Annotated in this window: 27 protein-coding genes; 26 read left to right on the top strand and 1 reads right to left on the bottom strand. The window is 52.5% G+C overall.

All coding sequences use genetic code 11. The annotated features are described in order from the left end of the window. The first annotated feature begins 49 nt into the window (after positions 1-49). From KJS57_RS21275 to KJS57_RS21255, 5 genes are all read left to right on the top strand, one after another. On the top strand, positions 50-928 hold the full coding sequence (locus tag KJS57_RS21275) for a hypothetical protein (protein ID WP_213656285.1): 879 nt from the start codon (positions 50-52) through the stop codon (positions 926-928). 60 nt (positions 929-988) lie between these two features. After that, positions 989-1429 carry a hypothetical protein gene (locus KJS57_RS21270; RefSeq protein WP_213656284.1) on the top strand — a complete coding sequence of 147 codons (441 nt, stop codon included), beginning with the start codon at positions 989-991 and terminating at the stop codon, positions 1427-1429. Positions 1430-1505: 76 nt separating this feature from the next. After that, positions 1506-1727, top strand: a complete 222-nt coding sequence (locus tag KJS57_RS21265) for a DUF5659 domain-containing protein (protein ID WP_213656283.1) — start codon at positions 1506-1508, stop codon at positions 1725-1727. Continuing rightward, positions 1690-2163: a helix-turn-helix domain-containing protein gene (locus tag KJS57_RS21260; protein ID WP_213656282.1), complete on the top strand. Its 474-nt coding sequence runs from the start codon at positions 1690-1692 to the stop codon at positions 2161-2163. The genes KJS57_RS21265 and KJS57_RS21260 overlap by 38 nt, the downstream gene beginning before the upstream one ends. Positions 2164-2820: 657 nt before the next feature. Further along, on the top strand, positions 2821-3222 hold the full coding sequence (locus KJS57_RS21255) for a phBC6A51 family helix-turn-helix protein (protein WP_213656281.1): 402 nt from the start codon (positions 2821-2823) through the stop codon (positions 3220-3222). A 152-nt stretch (positions 3223-3374) separates the two neighbouring features. Here KJS57_RS21255 and KJS57_RS21250 read toward each other — a convergent pair whose 3' ends face one another. Next, on the bottom strand, positions 3375-3935 hold the full coding sequence (locus tag KJS57_RS21250) for a recombinase family protein (RefSeq protein WP_213656333.1): 561 nt from the start codon (positions 3933-3935) through the stop codon (positions 3375-3377). Between the two features lie 463 nt (positions 3936-4398). Here KJS57_RS21250 and terL point away from each other — a divergent pair, with 463 nt between their 5' ends. The 21 genes from terL to KJS57_RS21145 form a co-directional block, all read left to right on the top strand. Next, a complete protein-coding gene (gene terL, locus KJS57_RS21245; RefSeq protein ID WP_213656280.1) occupies positions 4399-6114 on the top strand; it encodes a phage terminase large subunit in 1716 nt (571 codons plus the stop codon). A gap of 13 nt (positions 6115-6127) precedes the next feature. Then, complete coding sequence (locus KJS57_RS21240) at positions 6128-7567, top strand: phage portal protein (RefSeq protein ID WP_213656279.1); 1440 nt, start codon at positions 6128-6130, stop codon at positions 7565-7567. Then, positions 7567-8406 carry a phage minor capsid protein gene (locus KJS57_RS21235; protein WP_213656278.1) on the top strand — a complete coding sequence of 280 codons (840 nt, stop codon included), beginning with the start codon at positions 7567-7569 and terminating at the stop codon, positions 8404-8406. The genes KJS57_RS21240 and KJS57_RS21235 overlap by 1 nt, the downstream gene beginning before the upstream one ends. Positions 8407-8492: 86 nt before the next feature. Beyond that, positions 8493-9113, top strand: coding sequence for a phage scaffolding protein (locus KJS57_RS21230; protein ID WP_213656277.1), 621 nt, complete (start codon positions 8493-8495; stop codon positions 9111-9113). 43 nt (positions 9114-9156) lie between these two features. Beyond that, positions 9157-10068 carry a major capsid protein gene (locus KJS57_RS21225; RefSeq protein ID WP_213656276.1) on the top strand — a complete coding sequence of 304 codons (912 nt, stop codon included), beginning with the start codon at positions 9157-9159 and terminating at the stop codon, positions 10066-10068. Positions 10069-10082: 14 nt separating this feature from the next. Continuing rightward, positions 10083-10319 carry a hypothetical protein gene (locus KJS57_RS21220; protein WP_213656275.1) on the top strand — a complete coding sequence of 79 codons (237 nt, stop codon included), beginning with the start codon at positions 10083-10085 and terminating at the stop codon, positions 10317-10319. Between the two features lie 16 nt (positions 10320-10335). After that, positions 10336-10734 carry a hypothetical protein gene (locus KJS57_RS21215; RefSeq protein WP_213656274.1) on the top strand — a complete coding sequence of 133 codons (399 nt, stop codon included), beginning with the start codon at positions 10336-10338 and terminating at the stop codon, positions 10732-10734. Then, on the top strand, positions 10734-11051 hold the full coding sequence (locus KJS57_RS21210; protein WP_213656273.1) for a hypothetical protein: 318 nt from the start codon (positions 10734-10736) through the stop codon (positions 11049-11051). Before KJS57_RS21215 ends, KJS57_RS21210 begins: the two co-directional genes overlap by 1 nt. Next, positions 11051-11473, top strand: coding sequence for an HK97 gp10 family phage protein (locus KJS57_RS21205; protein WP_213656272.1), 423 nt, complete (start codon positions 11051-11053; stop codon positions 11471-11473). The genes KJS57_RS21210 and KJS57_RS21205 overlap by 1 nt, the downstream gene beginning before the upstream one ends. Position 11474: 1 nt before the next feature. Continuing rightward, positions 11475-11897: a hypothetical protein gene (locus KJS57_RS21200; RefSeq protein ID WP_213656271.1), complete on the top strand. Its 423-nt coding sequence runs from the start codon at positions 11475-11477 to the stop codon at positions 11895-11897. Positions 11898-11947: 50 nt separating this feature from the next. Continuing rightward, positions 11948-12994, top strand: a complete 1047-nt coding sequence (locus KJS57_RS21195) for a phage tail sheath subtilisin-like domain-containing protein (RefSeq protein ID WP_213656270.1) — start codon at positions 11948-11950, stop codon at positions 12992-12994. A 14-nt stretch (positions 12995-13008) separates the two neighbouring features. Then, on the top strand, positions 13009-13458 hold the full coding sequence (locus tag KJS57_RS21190; protein ID WP_244861660.1) for a phage tail tube protein: 450 nt from the start codon (positions 13009-13011) through the stop codon (positions 13456-13458). 71 nt (positions 13459-13529) lie between these two features. Beyond that, a complete protein-coding gene (locus tag KJS57_RS21185) occupies positions 13530-13928 on the top strand; it encodes a phage tail assembly chaperone (protein WP_213656269.1) in 399 nt (132 codons plus the stop codon). Positions 13929-14211: 283 nt separating this feature from the next. Continuing rightward, a complete protein-coding gene (locus KJS57_RS21180; RefSeq protein ID WP_213656268.1) occupies positions 14212-16221 on the top strand; it encodes a phage tail tape measure protein in 2010 nt (669 codons plus the stop codon). A 3-nt stretch (positions 16222-16224) separates the two neighbouring features. Then, positions 16225-16899: a LysM peptidoglycan-binding domain-containing protein gene (locus tag KJS57_RS21175; protein WP_213656267.1), complete on the top strand. Its 675-nt coding sequence runs from the start codon at positions 16225-16227 to the stop codon at positions 16897-16899. Continuing rightward, the gene (locus KJS57_RS21170) at positions 16896-17888 is read left to right on the top strand and encodes an XkdQ/YqbQ family protein (RefSeq protein WP_213656266.1); all 993 of its coding nucleotides are present in this window, start codon (positions 16896-16898) and stop codon (positions 17886-17888) included. The genes KJS57_RS21175 and KJS57_RS21170 overlap by 4 nt, the downstream gene beginning before the upstream one ends. 39 nt (positions 17889-17927) lie before the next feature. After that, positions 17928-18227, top strand: a complete 300-nt coding sequence (locus KJS57_RS21165) for a DUF2577 family protein (protein ID WP_244861659.1) — start codon at positions 17928-17930, stop codon at positions 18225-18227. A 2-nt stretch (positions 18228-18229) separates the two neighbouring features. Next, the gene (locus KJS57_RS21160) at positions 18230-18643 is read left to right on the top strand and encodes a DUF2634 domain-containing protein (protein ID WP_213656265.1); all 414 of its coding nucleotides are present in this window, start codon (positions 18230-18232) and stop codon (positions 18641-18643) included. Then, positions 18643-19701, top strand: coding sequence for a baseplate J/gp47 family protein (locus KJS57_RS21155; protein ID WP_244861658.1), 1059 nt, complete (start codon positions 18643-18645; stop codon positions 19699-19701). Before KJS57_RS21160 ends, KJS57_RS21155 begins: the two co-directional genes overlap by 1 nt. A gap of 26 nt (positions 19702-19727) precedes the next feature. After that, a complete protein-coding gene (locus KJS57_RS21150; RefSeq protein ID WP_213656264.1) occupies positions 19728-20363 on the top strand; it encodes a putative phage tail protein in 636 nt (211 codons plus the stop codon). Continuing rightward, positions 20356-20677 (top strand): hypothetical protein (locus tag KJS57_RS21145; RefSeq protein WP_213656263.1); only part of this gene is annotated, 322 nt, incomplete at its 3' end. The genes KJS57_RS21150 and KJS57_RS21145, both read left to right, overlap by 8 nt.

Below are 20677 nucleotides of genomic sequence, written 5' to 3'. Positions count from 1 at the left end.
TGTGGGGCTCATTTCGGGCCCCTTCTCTAAACAAACGGGAGGTGTCTCTTTGGGAGAAGGACAATTCAAACGTGCGATAGGACGGTACCAAACCGAAGGTGACCGCGAAGTGATCAACGATATCTTACGGCATTTCCGGCAAGGATCTGCAACGGATGCGGACGACCCGACAACCTTTGTCGCGGACAAAATCGCCAAGACAAGCAGGTCGGAAGTTCACGGGTTCGAACACTCTGCGTTAAAAGAGTTCCGCGATGCGATCGAGAAGGGCATCGGAATTGATATCTTCGCGGAACCTGACCTCCGCACCGCTATCGACCATGCCGCCGAAATTCTCGCATTTCTAGGTAATGAGGCATTTGCGGAGTTGGAGTATGCGATAAACGAATATCAATACTACCTCCCGCTTCTTCACTTCGTCATTGTTCCCGCGCTTGAGCACGCGTTACGCAACGTTGATCCGTCCCGTACGGAGCGGGCAATCGTAAATTACGTTAATCGCGCATTTCAAACGCAATACATGCACCTATCGGCGGAACTCGACGGATTGAGACGCCTAGGCCGTCGCGGTGAGAGCGGCAATTTCTATAACGTATTCGTCAAACCTCGGCCGGCCCACGCGTGGAGCATAGTTTTCGACCGCCGGGTCCAGGACGCGGAGGTGCCTGCGTTGCTTGAGCGATTGACTCAAATACAGCGAGGATATGCGGAAAGAGCCTTCGAGATAGTATCGCAGGACATCGATTGCGGTGAAATGGACGAGTACCGCGTCGACGAGGGCGGGAATTATCGGATCAAGTTCCGCTATATGGCCGAGTGCCTCGACGTAGAAGAGAGTAACCTGCGAAAAACTTTCGGAAAAATACGTGATCGGGCGGCCGAAAACGTTCCTAATAGTGCATATAAGGTTATATGTAAGGGAGCGTAAGCCGGAGTCTACCGGCTACGAATAAACAAATCCAGAAGGGGTCGATAACGAATGGGAGCATTGACAAATTTAGTTGCGTTCGAACAGGAAATGCCGAGAGAGTCCGGAAATCTTCGTGACATATGGAACAACGGCTATTTTTGGAAGGGGCAATTTACTCGCGGCGCAGATAATCGTCTCCTTCTAACGCGTATTATCGATCGGCTTACGTCAGTTTCACTGCAGATGGCGGAAAAACGGACTGCCGCTAACGAATTAATCGAATACTACAAACACGTTACCAGTGCAGATTTTCCAGAAGCGCAAAAGGAACGTCTCGACGCGTGGGTAAGTCGCGGTTACAACCTGTACGATTACCCGATTATGACGGAAATGGAGCTAGCCCAGCACCGGAGTCGTGAGTGCTGCGAATATAACGACGCCTTAGACTTGGGAGAGAGTACCGGAAAGCGTAAAGGCGCGATGATCCCGTTTCAAGTCGCGGACGACGACGATCTATAGAGACGAAAAATAAGTGGAAGCAGTGGGGGCCCGTGTTTGCGAGGCCCCTTCAAATATCAAATGAGGTGATGTGCGCGTGAGTGATCGTTATGTAGTAACTTCACAAAGAGTGGCTGGCCATTTGATGGTTCGCGGCTTCGTCCTCAAAGGGATCGGTGACAACCGGAAGTATCCGGGCCGCAACGTATTCTTCTTTAATAAAACGCCGCAGCTTGTAGCGGCTATATCGGAATACACACAAACAAACGGAGGTCAAACAAATGGAGACGGGGATCAAGCAGAGCGGCAAGCCGTTTGAACCAGCGCGAGACTATACGAAAGTCCCTAACGCGATATTCCGGCTATATACGCGGCTCCCGGACTTTAAGGCGGAGCATGCGCTTCTTTATGCGTATCTTTGCGCGCAATATAACGCGGAATACGGTTACGCGTTCCCGGATACGTGGGACATTATGCAGGCGCTAAATTGCGGCGAACGGTCAGTTGCCGGCATTAAATCCGTGTTGGTTGCGTGCGGACTTATCGAAGTGCATCGCCATCCGACGTACGGCAATGATGTTTATATCATCAACGCGCCGATAACGGACGAGGATGAGTTCTACGCGCGGTTTCCCGAAGCGGCCGAGCACACTGAAAAGCGCCGCGTTGCGATGGTGCAGCGGAGGGAAACGGGAGCATTGCGGAAACGGGCGTTTGATGAACGAGTACGTAACCGCAATATTTGCGATCGGTAACCGCGTTTTTTGCGGTTACGTAACCGCAGATTTTGCGATGTATAAAGACTTACGGTATTAATACTTATCTATAAAGACTTACTAAAACATTACCGCATCGGTTAAATTCGCTTCGCTCATTGAACCTCGCGGGACAATTAATTATAGAATATGTTATCGCGAATAAGAGTATGGGAATGCTAGATATCTACTATTAGATTTTCTTCGCGTAAAAGAATGTGTAAGCATATTCGAAGAAGGCGGAGACCGATCCGCCCGGCCGCCGCGCTTTTCGTCCGTTTTGCTCGTACGGATGATTGGCGCTATTTTTATGCGCGGATTTCCCGTTGGATTCGCGTTGAAATAGGCGCACAACCAGCGCGGTAAGGTATTCGGAAGGGTACGAAAATAATGGCGTGATTTCGCGCTGAATATACGGAGGAATAATTATGAAGTTCGATGTAGTGGACGGTAAGGTCGCATTAATATTTGATGAATTTAGCGCGCCATCCTTGGTACTAGTTAGTGAGGACGGTGTGAATACGAGACTAATGATAAAGGGACAGGAAATTCCAATATATGAGGGAGTCGCGGTGACATCTAGGCCTAGCAGTCCCATCAAAGTTGTAGTTTCCGAGTCGGTGCGTGTACCTACTTCAACGAGTGAGGTGTTCGTTCTTGGCACTTAAACGATTAGAGACACACCATTTGATCGCGATTCATTATCTAGCGCAGCCTCGTCGCGGTGGTAAGACGATGGAGGAGATCGGAGCAGCGGCCGGAGTGTCGCGGCAATCTATTTACGACTGGCTTAAAGAGCCGCTATTTGAGCGTGAGTTAAAGCGCCAGATTACGCGCAACACGCTCGATAAGCTGCCGGAAGTGGCTGACTCGATGGCGGACGCTGCGATCCAGGACCGCAACGCTGCTGCTGCGAAGTTGCTCCTGCAGATGAACAAAATGCTGACAGATAAGGTTGACGTAGTGAGGACGGACGCGACCGGATTGGATCGCGAAGAGTTAGACCGGAGAATCGCGGAGTTTAAGGCGCGGAGAGACGGCGGAAACACAGACGTGTAAAGTGCGGAATGGCCTGCGCATTATTGGCGCATTAGATGAAGGGACACGTTCGGTTACGGTTTGACTGCGGTTGACGGTGCGGTGTTTTCATCTGCTACGCGCTCCTGACGGACGGCCCTCCGGAATTTTTCGAAACGATAAAAAGAGAGCGCCTATTCCGCGCTCTCTCGTTCCCTCACCGCCCGATATAGCGTAGCCTTGGTAACTCCGGTCATGTCCGTTATCTCGGCGACCGTATGCGCCTTGCTGTCGTATAGCTTTAGCGCCTGCGCTACCTTCTTGCGGTCAGTCTTCGGGCGACCTCCGCTTCTGCCGCGGGCTCTTGACGCTGCGAGACCGGCTTTCGTACGCTCTACGATCACGTTGCGCTCGAACTCCGCGAACACCGCAAGCATTCCGAATAGCGCTTTGCCGGCGGCGGTCGTCGTGTCAATCTTATCGGACAGGCTGACGAACTCGGCGCCCTTCGCCTTGATATCATCAAGCGTAGAGATTAGCTTAAGCGTTGACCGCGCGAGCCGATCAAGTTTATATACAACGAACACGTCGCCGGGACGCAGGCTATCTAGCGCCTTAGCGAGTTCCGCGCGATCATCCTTAGCGCCGCTTGCCTTTTCCGTGTATATGCGCTCGCAGCCATCTGCGTTAAGCGCGTCGAGCTGTAAGTCTAGCGATTGGTCCGCGGTTGATACACGTGCATACCCGATCCTCATAGCGTCAGCCTCCGATATCATTTGACTATAGTGTATCATATTCTCGTACGTTATTGCAACTATGTTTTTGATACGGAAATTGGAACGTATAATCCCGCAGGAAGCACGCCGAATTAAGCGTGTGTATTGACGTTGCATAAACGATTGTTTTTGAGACGAACTACGACCGACACAATATACTGCGAGGGGCCGGCCCACCCCCGGCACCCCTCAAAAGGCCGCCGTTTGGTGGCGAATAAATCCGCGAATCAAAATTAACTTTGGACTTTACAAATCCCAGCCGGTCGAAACACTCCCGGAAGCGTCCGTAACTTTCCCGTAGTTTTTACGGCAAATTAGCGCGTTACATATCCGGCAGGTGTATTCGGTAGGGTTCGCTTATAAATCGCTAATTTCACGGAGAGGAGACGGTAATATCGCTTGGATAAATGACCGATGGGTTGAACGGGACGAACGCGCCGAAATGATCGCGCGGCTTGATGAATTAATTGGCGCAATGACCTTGGATATTACCGCTCTGACTTCGGATGAGGAAGCGGAGCTCGCGCAATACCTTGACGAGTTCGACCGGCTGAGCCGCATTCACCGCGCAGAGGGCGACCTGCTCTTCTTCGCACTCGAATACTTTTCGGAAGCGCGCAATCCCGGTAACCCCGGAAATTGGGACGGCTTCGACATATCGGACGTAGCGGAAGCACCGGAGTTTCACCGCGAGATTTGCGCGACAATGGACGATGTTTCCTTGCGGCAGGTAAACGCTAAGGTATCGCGTGGGGCGCCACGTTCTCACGCAAAATCGACGTATTTGTCGAGAGCGTTTCCGACGAGGGAGATTGCGTATCGACACCGGAAATATATCATCAATATTTCGGAGACGCCAGCGGTATCGACCGGTAATTTGGAGTGGATCGCGAGCCAATTAAAGAGTAACGAAAAACTCCGGCGCGATTTTGGACCGCTGCTCCACACGAAGCAACAAATGAACCCGAAAGATAATTCCTCGGAGTTCGTAGCTTGGGAGCCAACGGCGAGCGGCGGACAGCGGCAGTTGACTAAAATGGAAGCCGCATCAACAAACCAGGCTCTTCGCGGACGAAATTGGGACGGGGTTCGGCCGGATTTAATCGTTTGTGATGACCTTGAGGATATTCGTTCTAACGCGGCGACGCCTGAGTTGAGACAGAAGATGCGTGACTGGTTTTCTCAAACGGTAATGCCTCTCGGTGATCCGCGAGGCAAAAAGACGGCAATCGTTTATATGGGTACTGTTGTACACCATGAGGCGTTACTTCTCACGGTAATGAAGCGGGCTGATTTTAACTCAAAGCTATATAAAGCACTTATCGAGGAACCTGAAAGAACCGATCTCTGGGAGAAATGTCGCGAAATATATCTAAATTACGAATCGGAAGACCGAGCCGCTGCCGCATTGAGTTTCTATGAAGCCAATCGCGATGAAATGGACCGCGGAGCCGTCGTGTTGTGGCCGGAAGCACAGCCGATTTGGAAGTTGATGACGTGGAAATGGGATAACGGATCGAAGGCTTTTAATACAGAGTATCAGAATACGCCGATTGACGAGGAATCCGCGGTATTTAACCCGGAGACATTCCGATATTACGACGAATCAGACCTCTTTGACGAGCACGGCCGCCCAATACCGCTCAACTTTTACGCATTTTGGGACATTGCGCAAGGTAAGAGTAGCCGGTCCGACTATAACGCGATTGTCACAGTTGGGAAACACCAACAAACTGGTGTTTTATACGTAATAGACGCTTGGGCGCGCAAATGTCCGTCTCATATTGCGTTGGATGAATCCGTTACAGCTATCGTTGAATACGGGCACAAGGTATTCGCGATCGAAACCGTTGGGGCGCAGCATGATATGTACCGTCAGCTACTCGAACGGTTACGCAAGGAACAGATTGGAACTACGCGCGTGAAACCAGTTGTATCGCGTACGAAGAAGGAAGTCCGAATCGAGTCGTTGGAGCCGCTCATTGAAAGCGGCCTTTTGCGTTTTAATCGGTCTCACCGGTTATTGCTTGAGCAAATGGAACAGTTTCCGTCCGGTACTCATGATGATTTGCCGGACGCCTTGGCCGGAGCGGTGGAAGCTGCCGGAGGGGTAGCGCGAAGAGGAAGAGTTTGGGGCAAAAAACCTAAGGGATTATAAGGAGGGTGGCGTGATGTTCGAAGTAGGAGGTTCATTTCCACCTGAGGAACATAAGGACAGGGTCTCACGGTATCGAAAAAATAGAGATATTGTAACGACCAATAAGAACCTAATCAGAAGAGTACAAGAGCAAATCGAACAGGACGGTCGGCGGTATGTTTACGCTAACTACGCCGCGCTCATCTGTAAAAAGGCCGCTGATTTGCTCTTTAGTGAGTCTCCAATATACAACGCCGGTAAAGAGGGGTCTCCGGAACAACAGGCGGTCGACCGTATTGTTAAAGATAACGCGCTGCAGGTCGTGAATTACGAGATGGCGCACGGCAACGCGTACCGAGGTGATTCGTTTTATAAGGTGAAATGGGCGCAGGATTACCGAGGCGCCCTGCCGGAAAGCGACGACCCTTACCGCGCGATTATTGAGGCGCAAAACCCGACGTACGTGTTCCCAGAACCGGTCGCAGGAAACAAGAAGAAAATTACGCGATTCCATATTGCCGTTCCTATTTACGAGGAGAGTGCTTCACGATGGGAACTTTTTGTGGAGACTCACGGACCTGGCTCAATTATTTCGAAGAGGTACCTACTTTCACCGACTTCTAATCAAGACGGTGAGGTAACTTCTTGGACTATTACCGAGGAGCTGCCTGAGTCAATTACCACTGCGACAGGCGTCCCACTTCCGTTAGTGATTCACGTTCCGAACTTCGCACTAGACGATAGCTGGGAAGGCGTGGACGATATATCGGAACATGCTGCGATATTCGAGGAGATCAACAATAGGCTCACGCAAATCGCTGCCATCTTGGACAAGCATGCCGATCCGATTTTAACCGTTCCGACCGGCGTTCTCGAAGAAGGGCCCGACGGTCAGCCTATAATGCGAGCTGCCTTTGCGAAAGTGTTCGAGGTAGCAGGGCAGGGTGAGGTCGAGCCGAAGTACGTGACTTGGGACGGCCAACTTGAGGCCGCGTTCAAAGAACTCGATAAGTTGATAGACACTCTTCTAACCACGGCCGAACTACCGCCAATCGCGTTAGGCAAGGAAAACGCAGGAACAAGCGGCGCAACCGGCCTGGCCGTTAAGTATCGCATGGGCCCGTTACTTTCGAAAATCGCGCGCAAACGTCAATACTTCGATAAGGCACTAACCGAGGCGCTATACATTGCGCAGTTACTCGAACACGCTCAGTCGAAAGAGAAACCGGGCTATACGCCGACTAAGCCGCACATCATATTCTCCGACGGACTTCCAACGGACGAGCGTGAGCAGGCGGAAATTGCGCAAATACGGACCGGCGGTAAGCCGACTCTCGCGGTTAGTGACGCAATTAGGCTCTTAGACGGCCTTTCTGACGAACAGACCGCCCAGGCTATCGCGAGAATTGACGCAGACGAGGCGCGAGTTAATGGAACCGTAGATGCTTCGGTATTTAACGAAGGTGCCGCGTAATGGCTGAACGGTTCCCGGACCCGACGTATGACCGCGAAGTTGAGCGGCTTGTTTCTGCGTACAAGGAAGCGGTAGAGGCGATTAAATCGGAGTTACTACGCGTTGACTTATCGGACATGTCGCGAGCCAATTCTGCAGCAGCATTGGCGGAAGTCGCCAAGATTTTGAGTAGTCTCAATGAAGAGGCATCTGCTTGGGTCGAGGAGAACATTCCGAAAGCGATCACCGACGGGATAATTCGTACGATTATCGACTTAGGTGCGGCCGAGACGGTGATCGAGGCAGAAAAGATCGTAAAGTTTAACCGCGCAAATAAGGAACTGATCGCATCCGTTGTCGCTGATACGCAGGCCGACCTCTTAGCCGTAACCCAAAACATCGATCGACGCGTTCGTCAGGCGGTCAGGCAAGCGACAGCCGAAGCAATGCGCGCCAATCTCGCAAAAGGAATCAACGGCCGGCGTACGATTAGCGCGGATATTCTGGAACGAATGCGTAAGACGCTCGGCAGTGCTGTCGAAACCGGCATAATTGATAGCGCGGGCAGGCGGTGGAAGCCCGAAACCTATTGCGAAATGGTTACGCGCACAAAAATGAGCTCGGCGCATAGAGACGCGACCATTAACGAAGCTCTTGGCCGCGGCGCTTTTTATGCGCGAGTCTCCCGACACGGTGCGCAGGATGCTTGTGGTCCGTGGGAAGGGCGAATCGTCAAGTTGTTGCGCGATGCTCCGGGAGACTATCCGTTCGTGGGAGACATATCAAGACGCTCTCTGTTTCATCCGCAATGCCGGCATCAATTAACCGCACTTAGAAAACCCGAGTTAGCGTCGCTGTGAAGCGGCGTTTTCTTTTTGTCCAGACGCGGAAGACGTTAAAAGCTGCGGAAAAATGTGCTGACGAGCCTTGTACGGGAGGATTGCGAATGAAAAACGCTATGAATCGCTTTAAATTGCCGTTAAATTTGCAGCTTTTTGCGGAAGACCCAACGCCAGATCCCGACCCTAATCCAGAACCTACGCCAGAGCCTCCGAAACTCGTGCCGCAAGACGAAGTCGATCGTATTGTGGCGGACAGGCTCGCGAGGGAACGCAAAAAGTACGCAGACTATGACGATATCAAAGCGAAATTAGCGGATTTTGAAGGGAAGCAGGCCGAATGGTCTACCGCAAAAGAAGCCGCCGAAAAGCGCGCTCAAGAGGCGGAAGAAGCACGCACAAAAGCGCTTGAGTCCGCAAATAAACGCTTGGTCAAGGCCGAGTTCAAGGAACTAGCGACAACCGGCGATGTTAAGATTCGCCCCGATGCGATCGATGATGCGTTCCAGTTGGCGGACATCTCCGGAGTGACCGTCGATGAATCTGGCAACGTGGTCGGTATGGTAGACGTCATCAAAGCGCTGATCGAAGCAAAACCATACTTAGCGAGTCAATCGTCCGGATCGCGTCAGATTGGCGGCGATACAAACGGGGGAACCCATAAGGCCGATCTTTCTGGAATGACGGCGACGCAACTCATCCAACAAGGGATGAAACAAAAACAATAGGCCTATTCATCGGCCTAAATAACCATATGGGAGAGGTTTATTAATGAGTCTTACACTTACCGAAGCAGCGAAGCTTTCTCAAGACATGCTCCAACGCGGAGTAATTCAAACATTTGCGGAAAGTTCCGCCTTCCTTGAAATGTTGCCGCAGATGGATATTCAGGGGAACGCTTACGCTTACAACCTAGAGGGTGAACTACCTGGTGTGGCTTTTCGCGGTGTTAATGAGTCGTACACCGAATCTACAGGTATCATTAATCCGAAAACAGAGCGCCTCTACATCGCTGGGGGCGACCTCGATATTGATACTTATATCGTCAAGACGCAGAGCGACAAGAACGATCAGCGTGCGATTCAAACTGCCATGAAAGTAAAGGCGCTCTCTTTGGCGCTGACTAAGCAGTATTTTAACGGGGATTCTGCCGTAGACCCGAAGGGTTTTGACGGTTTGAAGACTCGGATCACAGGCGACCAGGTCATTAGCGCCGGTACAAATGGCGGCGTACTGACAATCGCGATGCTGGACGAGCTCGTAGATGCTATCGAAGGGGAAGCGTCGGCTCTTTTCTGCTCCAAGGCAATGCGCCGTGAGATCAAAAAGCTGCTACAGAACCACTCGGGTTACAGCGAATCCGCACTCGACGCGTTCGGCCGCCCGATTATTACGTATGGTGGAGTTCCGATCCGTGTTATCGAAAAAGACAATGTCGGCGCTGAAATCCTGGGATTCAATGAGACGCAAGGAACTGCTAATGATACCGGTTCAATTTACGCTGTTCGTTTCGGCGCAGGTGATGCTGTTTCCGGGCTGCAGAGCGGAATCATGGATGTCCGTGACCTCGGTGAGCTTCAAGATAAGCCGGCGTTCCGTACCCGCGTAGAATGGTTCGCAGGAATGGCCGTCTTTAACGCTCGCACTGCGGCACGGTTGAAAGGCATTAAGAAGTCCGCGTAAAGGTGGTTGTAAAATTGTTCAAGATTAAAACACCAAATCCGCAGTTTAACGGTGTGCGCGAAGGTCTACATTTTGTAGGCGGCGTCGCCTATACGGAGGACACCGTACTTTGCGGTGTCCTTGTTTCAAACTACGGCTATTTGTCGGAAGAAAGCAAAGTTAAACCGGAGGAGCCGAAAAAGGACGCAGAACCGGTGGAAGTATCCGCTAAGCCTGCGCCTAAACCTCGCGCAAAAACCTCCGGAAAATAAACGGAGGTGAGCGCGGATGGCTCAAAACGTAACACTCGCGGACCATTATATTACCGCAAACTGCGCTGATATCGAAGACTGGACGGAAGCGGACGCGGCGAAAAGACAACGAATGTTAAACGTCGCCGAGCGCACGCTGATCCGGACTTATCCGAAATATACGGTGCCGGATGCGGCAGTATACGAATTTGCGAACGTACTGACGATCGCTTTTAACGATACGAACCGGTTGGCGCGCCAGGGAATAACGGGGTTTTCCGTAACTGGCGTCGCCAACTTCGATTTTAAAGACGCATATATAACGGGACCCGACGCTGATTTGCGCAAGTTGATTCCACAGACGGCGATCGATCTTATTGGCGCGGAGAATGGCATAACGCTATCGAAGCGGCGCGTTGGGTGGGTGACGTTATAATGCCGTATATTCCGCTGAAACAAAACGTAACTGTAACGAAGCCCGGCGCGGATGACGGATGGGGCGGAACAACGCCCGGCGCAATCATCCCGTATAAGGCGCGAGTCACCGAAGAAACGAACGTCGTAACGAACCAATACGGCGAAGAGGCTACGACGAGCCTGCGCATTATCCTCGATAAACTACCGGACGTATCGTACGACGACGTCATAGCGTACACGAACGAATTGGGCGTGACTGTCGCACGTAAGCCGGAAAGTATCGAGGTTAAGCGCGGCCTCAACGGAAAGCCGCTTATGACGGAGGTGTTCGTGTAATGGCGTTGTCATTCGACTTTGACATTTCGCAGTTGGCGGAATTGATCGAGAAGTCGCCGGAAGTTGCGGCGGAAGCGGCGCGGATCGGGATGCACGACGTACTCGACGCATGGAAAGCGGAAGCCGTAGACGTTGCGCCGATTGATGAAGGGACGCTGCGCCGGACAATTACAGTCGAGCAAATCGAGGGGACGGGCGCGAACTTGACCGGATCGATTAGCGCGAATGCCGTTGTCAATACGCGGAGTGGGCGTTTTAATTACGCTTATTACATCCACGAAGAGGACGCGGGCGGAAAGAATCTACGCACGCCAGGCACAGTGAAACAATTCCTCGACGAGCCGGCGAAAAAGAACGAGCGCAAATGGCAGCAACATATCGAGGACGAAATCAACTCCGGCCTTGAGAGAGCGGGGTGGTAAGTTGGCGTTAATCGAAGATATTGTCGCGATCGAAGCGCTCGTCAAGGCGAAGTTTCCAGACGCGACCACAACGAAACAGACGGTGCCGACCGCTCCCGTCCACAACTCATTTGTCATCCGCTTTTTAAACGATGATCGCGAGACGGAAACGCGCTACCATTACCGAATTGATCGCGATTATCAAATCGTTTATTTCGCGACTAAGCCGGAGCAGGTGCTTCCGAAAATGGATGCGCTGGCACGTGCGTTTTACGAAGCGGACACGATTGGGCGTATGCGCGTTGAATCGTTCGCGTTCTCGCAACCGGCCAAAACGGAGGGCGGCATTTACGTAAGCATCGGCATACTCGAAACGGCGGTGCGTGAATCCCGGACTCAACCGCAGTATCCGAAGATGAACAAAATAACGGTCAATCAACGATAGAAGGCGTTCCAATGCGGAGCGCCTTTTCTATTTCATAAGGAGGTTTTCAAATGGCAGGAGGTTCTTGGGACCCGACGGCACTTCCCGTACGGCCCGGCCTATACATTAACTTTGTCGAGGCGGCCGCGGCTCAAATTCGCGGAGGCGCGCGAGGCACCGTCGCTATTCCGCTATTGACTTACGGATCGAACGCGCAAGCCAAAACGTTTTACACGATCGAATCCGAAAAGCAGGCGGTCGACACGTTTGGCCTGGCGAATGTCCAGTCCGTATTGCTCACGCTCCAAGGCGGCGCAAAAGAGGTGCTCGTCTACACGATGCCGACTACGCCGGTTGCGGAAGATTACGTCGACATGCGCGACGCTTTTGATACGCGCCAGTTTAACGTATTTGTCTTCGACGGCGAGTACGACGTAACGGAACAAGCCGCAACAAAAACGTGGGTTTCGCGCAATCGCGAAGAAGGTAAGCACTTTATCGCGGTATTCGGCGGTGACGAAACCACTGACGCAGATCCGACGCAAGGCAACGCGCGGACAACGCTTAATAGCGACGATTACATCGTAAATCTGATTTCCGGCGTAAAAATCGGAACGGAAACGTACAACTCGTCCGAATATGCGCCGTGGGTTGCGGGCCTTATCGCAGGTACCGCAATTAACCGGTCGACGACATACGCGCAGGTTCCGGCCGATGACGTGACAAAGCGCCTGACAAACGCGCAGATTAAGACGGCGCTGCAGGCCGGTTCGCTCGTATTCGTTCACGACGGCGAAAAGGTGAAGATCGAGCAAGGGCTCGTAACGTCCGGTAAGAAAATTCGCTCGATTCGCGCACGACAATCCATTTCGACGGATATTATGCGGACGGCGGCCGACTCGTATATCGGCAAACTCAACAACAACGCGGACGGTCAAGCAACGCTCATTGTCGCGGTGAAGGCGTATCTCGAATCGCTAGAACGGAACGACGTGCTGACCGCGCCAGTTGTCGAGCTCGACCCGGATAATCCGAGCGTTGGGGATGCGGTATTCTTGCGCGTTAGTTACGGAGAAGTCGACAGTATCGAGCGAATTTTCCTCACAATCAACATTTAAGGCGGTGATAAATAGTGGGAGCAATTTTAGACGCGAGTAAAGTAATAAACGGCAACTTCGGCCAAGTCTTTGATCAAGACGGTAACTGGCTAACGAATATCACCGGCTGCGAGGCGACGATCGAAATCGGTCTGGAAGAGATCAAACTCGCCGGAACGCGCTGGCTCGGCAGTAAAGTTACGACGCTTAAAGGGGCCGGCTCGCTTAACGGTTACCTCGTCACATCCGAGTTTATCGAAAAGGCGATGCGGGTCATGGACGATATTAGCTCGCCGTTTGTTACGGAGCTCGTCGTTAAACTCGATGATCCCGAATCGTTCGGCGCGTATCGGGTCCGCTTGAAAAACGTCACGTTCGATAAGATTCCGTTGATTAACTACGAGGTGGGCGCGATTGTCGAGCATGAATTGACATTCGTATTTTCTGGCGCGGAGATCATGGATAAACTCCGGCCGACGGCTTAAGTAACGCAAAAGCAGCGGGGTCTTCGGACTCCGCTTTTTAATTTCGAAAATAACGGAGGATGACATAAATAATGGCGAAAACAGCGGTTAAAAACGGACTCGAAGCGTTACTCGGCGCGACTCTTGACGTACAGGACACGGTGTATATTCCGCGACTCAAAACGCACTTCACGGTCAAGGCGCTGGATCAGGCGGAGATGACGCGAGCACGCGATCAAGCTACGATCCCGACGCGGAAAGGCGAGAAGGAACTCGACGCTCAACTGTTTAACGCGGTGCTTATCGCGAGAGGATGCGTTGATCCGGACTTCGCGGACAAGGCGTTGATTGCGCACTATGGAGCGTCGGACGCGGCGGATTGCGTTACTAAAGCGCTGTTGCCGGGCGAGATTGCGAAGGTATTGACCGCGATCATGAAGCTCTCCGGATTTGACGATGAGGAAGAGCTTATTGATGACGCAAAAAACTAATTCGGGCGGGCGGTGTCCCGTTTCTTTTGCATGCGATTTTTCAGAGACACCATATTCCGCCCGACGAAGTTTACGCGAAGGACCGACGTCACCAAATGTTTATGTTCGCGTCGATGATGCTCGTTTTTGAAGAGGAAGAGAAAGAGCGAAAGACGGCTGAACGCGAAGCACGAGTGCGCCGGATTAATGCGGGAGGGAGGTAATTACTATCGCTTTTGATCTCGTAGCGAAACTAAAGCTCGTCGACAATATGACCGCGCCTATGCGAAAGGTCGAAAAGCAGATGGAGCGCGTCAAAAAAGCGACGGATACGTACCGAGACGCAACGGGACGCCTTCGTGACGCAAACGGGAAGTTCGTGTCTTCTAGCGATAAAACTCGCGGCAAGCTTCTCGACATCGATAAGGCCGCGAAAAACGCAGGCAAGTCGCTCGGCGGACTGGCGAAAACTGGCGCGGCGGCCTTCGGAAATCTCGCGAAGAATGCGGCGAAATTCGGAGCGCTTGCCGTCGCAGGTACGGCCGTATACGCCGGTTATTCTAGCGTCAAAAAGGCGATGAGTTTCGAGGCGCAATTATCATCGATCCAGGCGCTAACCGGCGCAACAGATGCGGAAATGGCGAAGATGCAGACGCTCGCGCTTAAGATGGGCGCAGCAACGAAATATAACGCACTTGAAGCGGCGCAAGGTATCGAAGAACTTCTCAAAGCCGGTCTAACTCCGGCAGCCGTACAAGCGGGCGGACTTGAGTCGGCGCTTAACCTCGCGACAGCCGGTGGATTGGAGCTAACGGAAGCCGCCGAAACAATGGCGACATCTCTTAACGCGTTCCGTAAAGACGGACTCACAGCCGCTCAAGTAGCGGACATACTCGCGGGCACGGCGAACGCTGCGGCGACCGATATTCGCGGCATTGGGTACGGGATTGCGGCGGCTGGCGGTGTGGCGGATATGGCTGGCGTGTCATTCCGGGATCTTAACGCAGTTATCGGTTTGATGTCTAACGACGGACTCAAGAACGGTTCGGACGCAGGTACGAGCTTTAAGTCGATGCTCATGTATCTGCAGCCACAAACGGAGAAGGCTGCGGAACTGTTCGAAAGACTCGGAATAGGCGTAGGTAAGGCAAATAAATTCTTCGAAAATGGTAACTTGAAAAGCCTTGATCAGGTTGCAGAAATCCTCCGGCAGATAACGAAAAACATGTCTAATCAAGAGCGAGTGGCGACATTCTTAGACCTGTTTGGAACCGACGGAGTAAAAGCGGCGACCACACTGTACAAGGCTGGATCAAAGGGCGTTAAAGAATTTTACAAGGACATGAGCACGACAACAGCCCTCGACGTTGCGCGTAAGAAGATGGACAACGCTGCCGGTGCGGTCGAGCAATTCCAGGGCGCGATTGAGACGTTGCAAATTTCCGCACTCATGCCGGCGATGCCGCTGATCAAGGACTTCGCTAACTCTGCGGCCGATTTCGTGGAGAAATACACTCCGCAGATTACCGCGGCGTTTGAAAAGATGTCTAGTAAAGTGCGAAATTATATCAAAACCAACTTTACGGAAAACGCGGAATTTCAAAAGCTCACTACGGTCAAAAGCAAGATTGAATTCGTCTTTGACAAGTTCAAGGACTCGTTTGACACGTGGTACGCGGGCGGAGGTCAGCAACAAATACAGGACGCAGGAAAGACTGTTGCCGATTTTATCATAACCTCGTTTGAAGCTTATGGCCCGCGTATTTCGGAGATGATGGGGACTCTCGGTAAAGATGCGATAGGTTCCTTTTTCAAGGGGATGTTTGATTCTTGGAACCTTTGGCAGGCCGATAATCCGCTCGATCGGGTGTTGTCGAAGGTTTGGGGAGAAGATTTGTGGGGCTCGAACAAAGGGTACTATTACGACGAAAACGGGAAACCGCAGCCATACAAAAAGAATGAGGGCGTTCCTTATACTCCGTCGCCGGAAAATATGAATCGCGCAATTCAACAATACCTTAACCCGCTCTCTCCGCCCAACAAACCAAACAAACCATCCAATAACGCATTTCCACAAATCCCTGGACACGCTGGCGGCCTAGACAGAGTTCCGTACAGTGGCTATGTTGCGCGACTGCACCGAGACGAAATGGTCCTCACGCGCACAGAAGCGCAATCCTACCGCGAATCCGGCGGAAATGGCGGAGGTAGTTCGCGGCCGATTCTTATCACCGGAAATACGTTCCACGTTCGCCAAGAATCCGATATTGACGCTATCGCTCGTCAGTTGGCGTTCCATTTAACGAAGGACTAGGAGGTGTTGATCACGGAATTTTGGCTCAAGTTTAATAACGGAGCGGAGACGCTGCAACTCCCGGTAAACCCGGATACTATCTCCGTAACGTCTACGCACGGCTATACGGATATCAACGTAACGAATCTCGGCGAATATACGGTGATTGGCGGCGGCCAGTTGCGCGAGTATTCGCTTTCTTCATTTTTTCCGCGCGATCATAACACCTCTTTTTGCGCTGTTCCTTCGTTAGTTGAGCCGTACGAATGCGTCGCGACAATAGAGCGATGGCAACGCTCCGGAAAACCTGTCCGCTTTATCGTTACGGGCACGCCGATTAATATCGCGGTGACGATTCGAAATTTTGAATACGGGGAACGCGGCGGGGAGCCCGGCGACGTTTATTTTACGCTCGATTTGAAGGAGTACGTATTTATTACGGTCGCGAAAAAAGGCGATAACAGCGCCGTGAGCGGGTCGGCCAGCGTGACTATGCCGAAATTGGCGGCTGCTCGACCGTCTACACGCGAGACCCCGAAGTCGTATACCGTCAAATCCGGCGATTCGTTATTTAAGATTGCCGCGAAGGTCTACGGAAAGGGCGATGATTGGCGCAAGATTTACGAGAAAAATAAAAAGGTAATTGGCGCAAATCCGAACGCGATTAAGCCGGGGCAAAAGCTGGTGATTCCGTCATGACGAAAATAACCGTATTATACGACGGCAAGTACTGGATTGAGCCGCTCATTAAATCCGCGGAATGGTCCGGAGACGTTGCGAAACCTCATCGGACTCTAACTATAACGTTGTCGAACACGCTCAACGGGAAGGAACAAGCGGTGCCTTTCGAAGTTGGTAAGGAGATCCGCTTTTATTCGGACAACGCGGGATTATTTAGAGGCATAATTTTCGAGTACAGTGTTTCGGACAAAGGCGACGCGATGATAACCGCTCACGATGAAAACGTCTATTTAACGAAGAATGCCGACTCGCGGAAGTTTACGAAAATGACCGCGGGCGCAATCGTAAAGGAAATTTGTAAGGCGTTCGAAATACCTGTCGGGACGGTCGCGAATACCGGTTATGTAATTCCGAAATTTATTTTTCAGGGGAAAACGTTATGGGACATGATCGTGACCGCGCTAACAGAGACACGCAAACAAAACAACCGAAAGTTTTCCGTATCTTCTAAGGGCGGTCTTTTGTATCTCCGCGAACGAAAAGAAGTAGTAGTCCGCTGGTATCTTGAACGCGGCGTCAACATACTATCCGCGAATCGGTCGCTTTCGATCGAGAATATGCGTACGGCAGTTAAGGTTGAGGCCGGCGAAGAAAAGAAGCGCATCACAGCAACAGCAAAAGACGCAGCAGCAGCGAAAAAGTATGGATTGATGCAGCATTATGAAACGGCAGATTCCGATATGAAAAAATCGCAACTCGACCAGCTTGCGAGCCAACGTTTAAGGGAATTATCAAAGGTCGGGGAAGAAATCACGGTCGAAGCACTTGGCAACGTTGAAGTAGTCGCTGGTGCCGCAGTCTACGCGTTCGAGTCGATGACCAAAACGGCCGGCGGCTATTACGTCACGGCCGATAAGCACACGTTCGAAGACGGCGCGCACCGGATGGACGTTACGCTTTCTAAAACGGATGACTTGCCGGAAATTAATTACGAGGAGGCGGCGTAGATGCCCGTTGAAATGATCGAAGGTGCCGGGCGGAGCAAATTGCGCCACGTCATCCAAGAACTTGGCTATAACAAAGACGTTGACATTGAGTTCGCGACGGTTCTTGCGCCGCTTCCGGATATTCGCGTTAAAGTAGACGGCCAGCCGTTCGACCTCGACGCGGACGACGTAATTGTCTGCGAGCACTTGACGAAGCATAAGCGCAAGGCGGCGATAAATGGCGCGGCACCGGTCGAAATCGAGTTCGAGGACGCATTGAAAGCGGGCGACCGCGTTATCATCGTTTCTTACGGCGCCGGCCAAAATTACGTAATACTCGACCGGATCGGGGGTGCGTAAGTATGGCGTTAAGTCCGCTGGAACCCGTTGATATAACGGAAGAATTTAACGCGGCAAACGAACCGGAACCACTCCGGACGTATGCGCTCGACTTTGAATCCGGCTCAATGGGCGGAATTATCGACGGTAAGGCCGCGCTCAAGCAGTTCGTGATCAAGGCGATTAAGACGGCGCGTTTCCGATTCGCGGTATACGACGACGAGTACGGGTGCGAGCTCGACGATTTAATCGGTCAAAACGCGACTCGAGCGCTCATGGAGTCGGAGATACCGCGCGTTATCGAGGAGGCGCTCATTTACGATGATCGGATCGAGCGAGTATATAACTTTAAAATTACGAAGGAGGCGGATGTGTTATCCGTCTCTTTTTACGTTGATACTGCGGATGACACGTTGCAAATGGAGGTGACGGTATAGTGTACGAATATCAAACGAAGGTTGCGATACTCGACCGGATGCTCGGCGCATCGCCTGCGGACATTGATAAGCGGCAAGGCTCGGTCACTTACGATTTGCTTTCGCCAGCCGCGATCGAACTGACGCAAGCATACGCGGAGCTCGACAACGTTCTGGCGTTCGGATTCGCGGATACGACATACGGTGCGTATCTCGATATGCGCGCCAAGGAATACGGATTGACCCGGAAGCCTGCGGTAAAGGCAACCGGTTCGCTGACGTTTACTGGGCCGGACGGAACGCCGATTCCGCGCGGGACGCTTGCATCTACGGGCGGCGACACTCCGGTCTATTTCGTAACAACGGCGGATGCGACAATCAGCGGTGGCTCAGTTACAGTCGCGGCAGAGGCGCAGGGAGGTGGCGTAGCGGGCAATGTCGGGGCTGGCGCAATCACTACGATGATCGGCGATCTTGTCGGGATTGTTGCGGTAAGTAACGCTGCACATTTCGAGGGCGGCGTCGACACGGAATCGGACGCATCGTTAAAGGCGCGCTATTTTGAGCGGGCATTTCGGCCGGCTACGTCCGGTAACGCGAATCAATACCGGCAGTGGGCGCTCGAAGTACCCGGCGTATCTGATGCGCGCGTCTATCCGATTTGGGACGGACCCGGCACCGTAAAAGTCGTGCTAATAGACGCTGATAAAACCGCGCCGGACCCTTCGATTGTCGCCGCTGTTGACGCACATATACGGCCGATCGCTCCGGTTGGCGCTGACGTAACGGTGGCTGGCGCTGCGGAGGTACCGGTCAATGTTGCGGCAAAGGTGACGCTTGCGGCCGGTACGCAATTGCCGGATGTGCAAGCGCAAGTAGCGTCGGGAGTGCGCGACTATCTTCGGACGCTTGCGTTTGCTGATCCGCTCATTCGTGTAACGCGAGTGGCTAACGTAATACTCGACGTGCCCGGCGTGATTGATTACGCGGACATCCGGCTTAATGGTGGCACCGCGAACATAGCGGTCGGAGACGGACAAGTTGCGGTGCTGGGCGATGTGGCGGTGGTGACCGCGTGAGGACTTTAGCGGAGATTAAGCGAGATATGCGCGATTACTTGCCGCGATATTACGACGAGATGCCGGTCGCGACGAATATAACGGACCGGGAAGCGGAGGAGGTTGCGCGGCTACGTGCGGAGATTGACGGTGTGCTGGCGCAATTCTACGTTGAGTCGGCGACGTGGGGATTAGCGCGCTGGGAGCGCATCTTCGGTCTCCCCATTAACCCGCGCGGTCAGCTCACATGGGCGGCCGTGGAGGATAGCGACCTTACGCTTGGCGACTTAGAGGTCTACACATGGGAGACGCTCGAAAAGGCGGAATTCCTGCGCCGTCCATTTACAGAGCGCCGGCCGGTGATCCTCGCCAAACTCCGAGGCAGCGAGACAACGACAGAAAAAGTGCTGCGCGATCTGATCCGGTCATTTACCGGACTGGACGTTGATATAGCCGTGGATTACCCGCATTACACCGTTACATTTACGTTTTTAGACAACATTGGCGTACCAAAGAGTTTTGCCGATGCTAAGCGAGCTGTTGGCGAGGTCATCCCGGCGCACCTGGCCTACGAGTTTAAAAACGCTGTAATCGTCACCTGGGGCGATCTACTACACACCACAAACGCTAATCTGGCCGGGTACACGGTCGCAGACATTAAAGGAGGGCTGTACAATGCCTAGTTATACACCGCGGCTTGGGCTCGGTAAATACGCCTATAACGAGCCGTTTGATATTGCCGTGCTTAACGCTAATGCCGACATCCTGGACGAGCAGATCGTTGCGGCAGGTACCGATAACAAGACGGTCAATAGTGGTACGGCGCTCAATTTTCCGATTGATACGCGGTCGACGCATCTCACCTATACAGCGGGCCGATTGACAAAGGTCGAGGAAAAAGACGGCTCGGCGGTCGTTAAGGCTACGATAATCACGTATGACGGCAATGGGCGCGTTGCTACGATTAAAGAGACGGCAGGCGGCAAAACCGTAACTA

The organism is Paenibacillus vini (assembly GCF_018403325.1).
GTDB lineage: Bacteria > Bacillota > Bacilli > Paenibacillales > Paenibacillaceae > Fontibacillus > Fontibacillus vini.
Note: the sequence above shows the minus strand (reverse complement) of the source record. Positions and strands in the feature narration are given on the sequence as shown.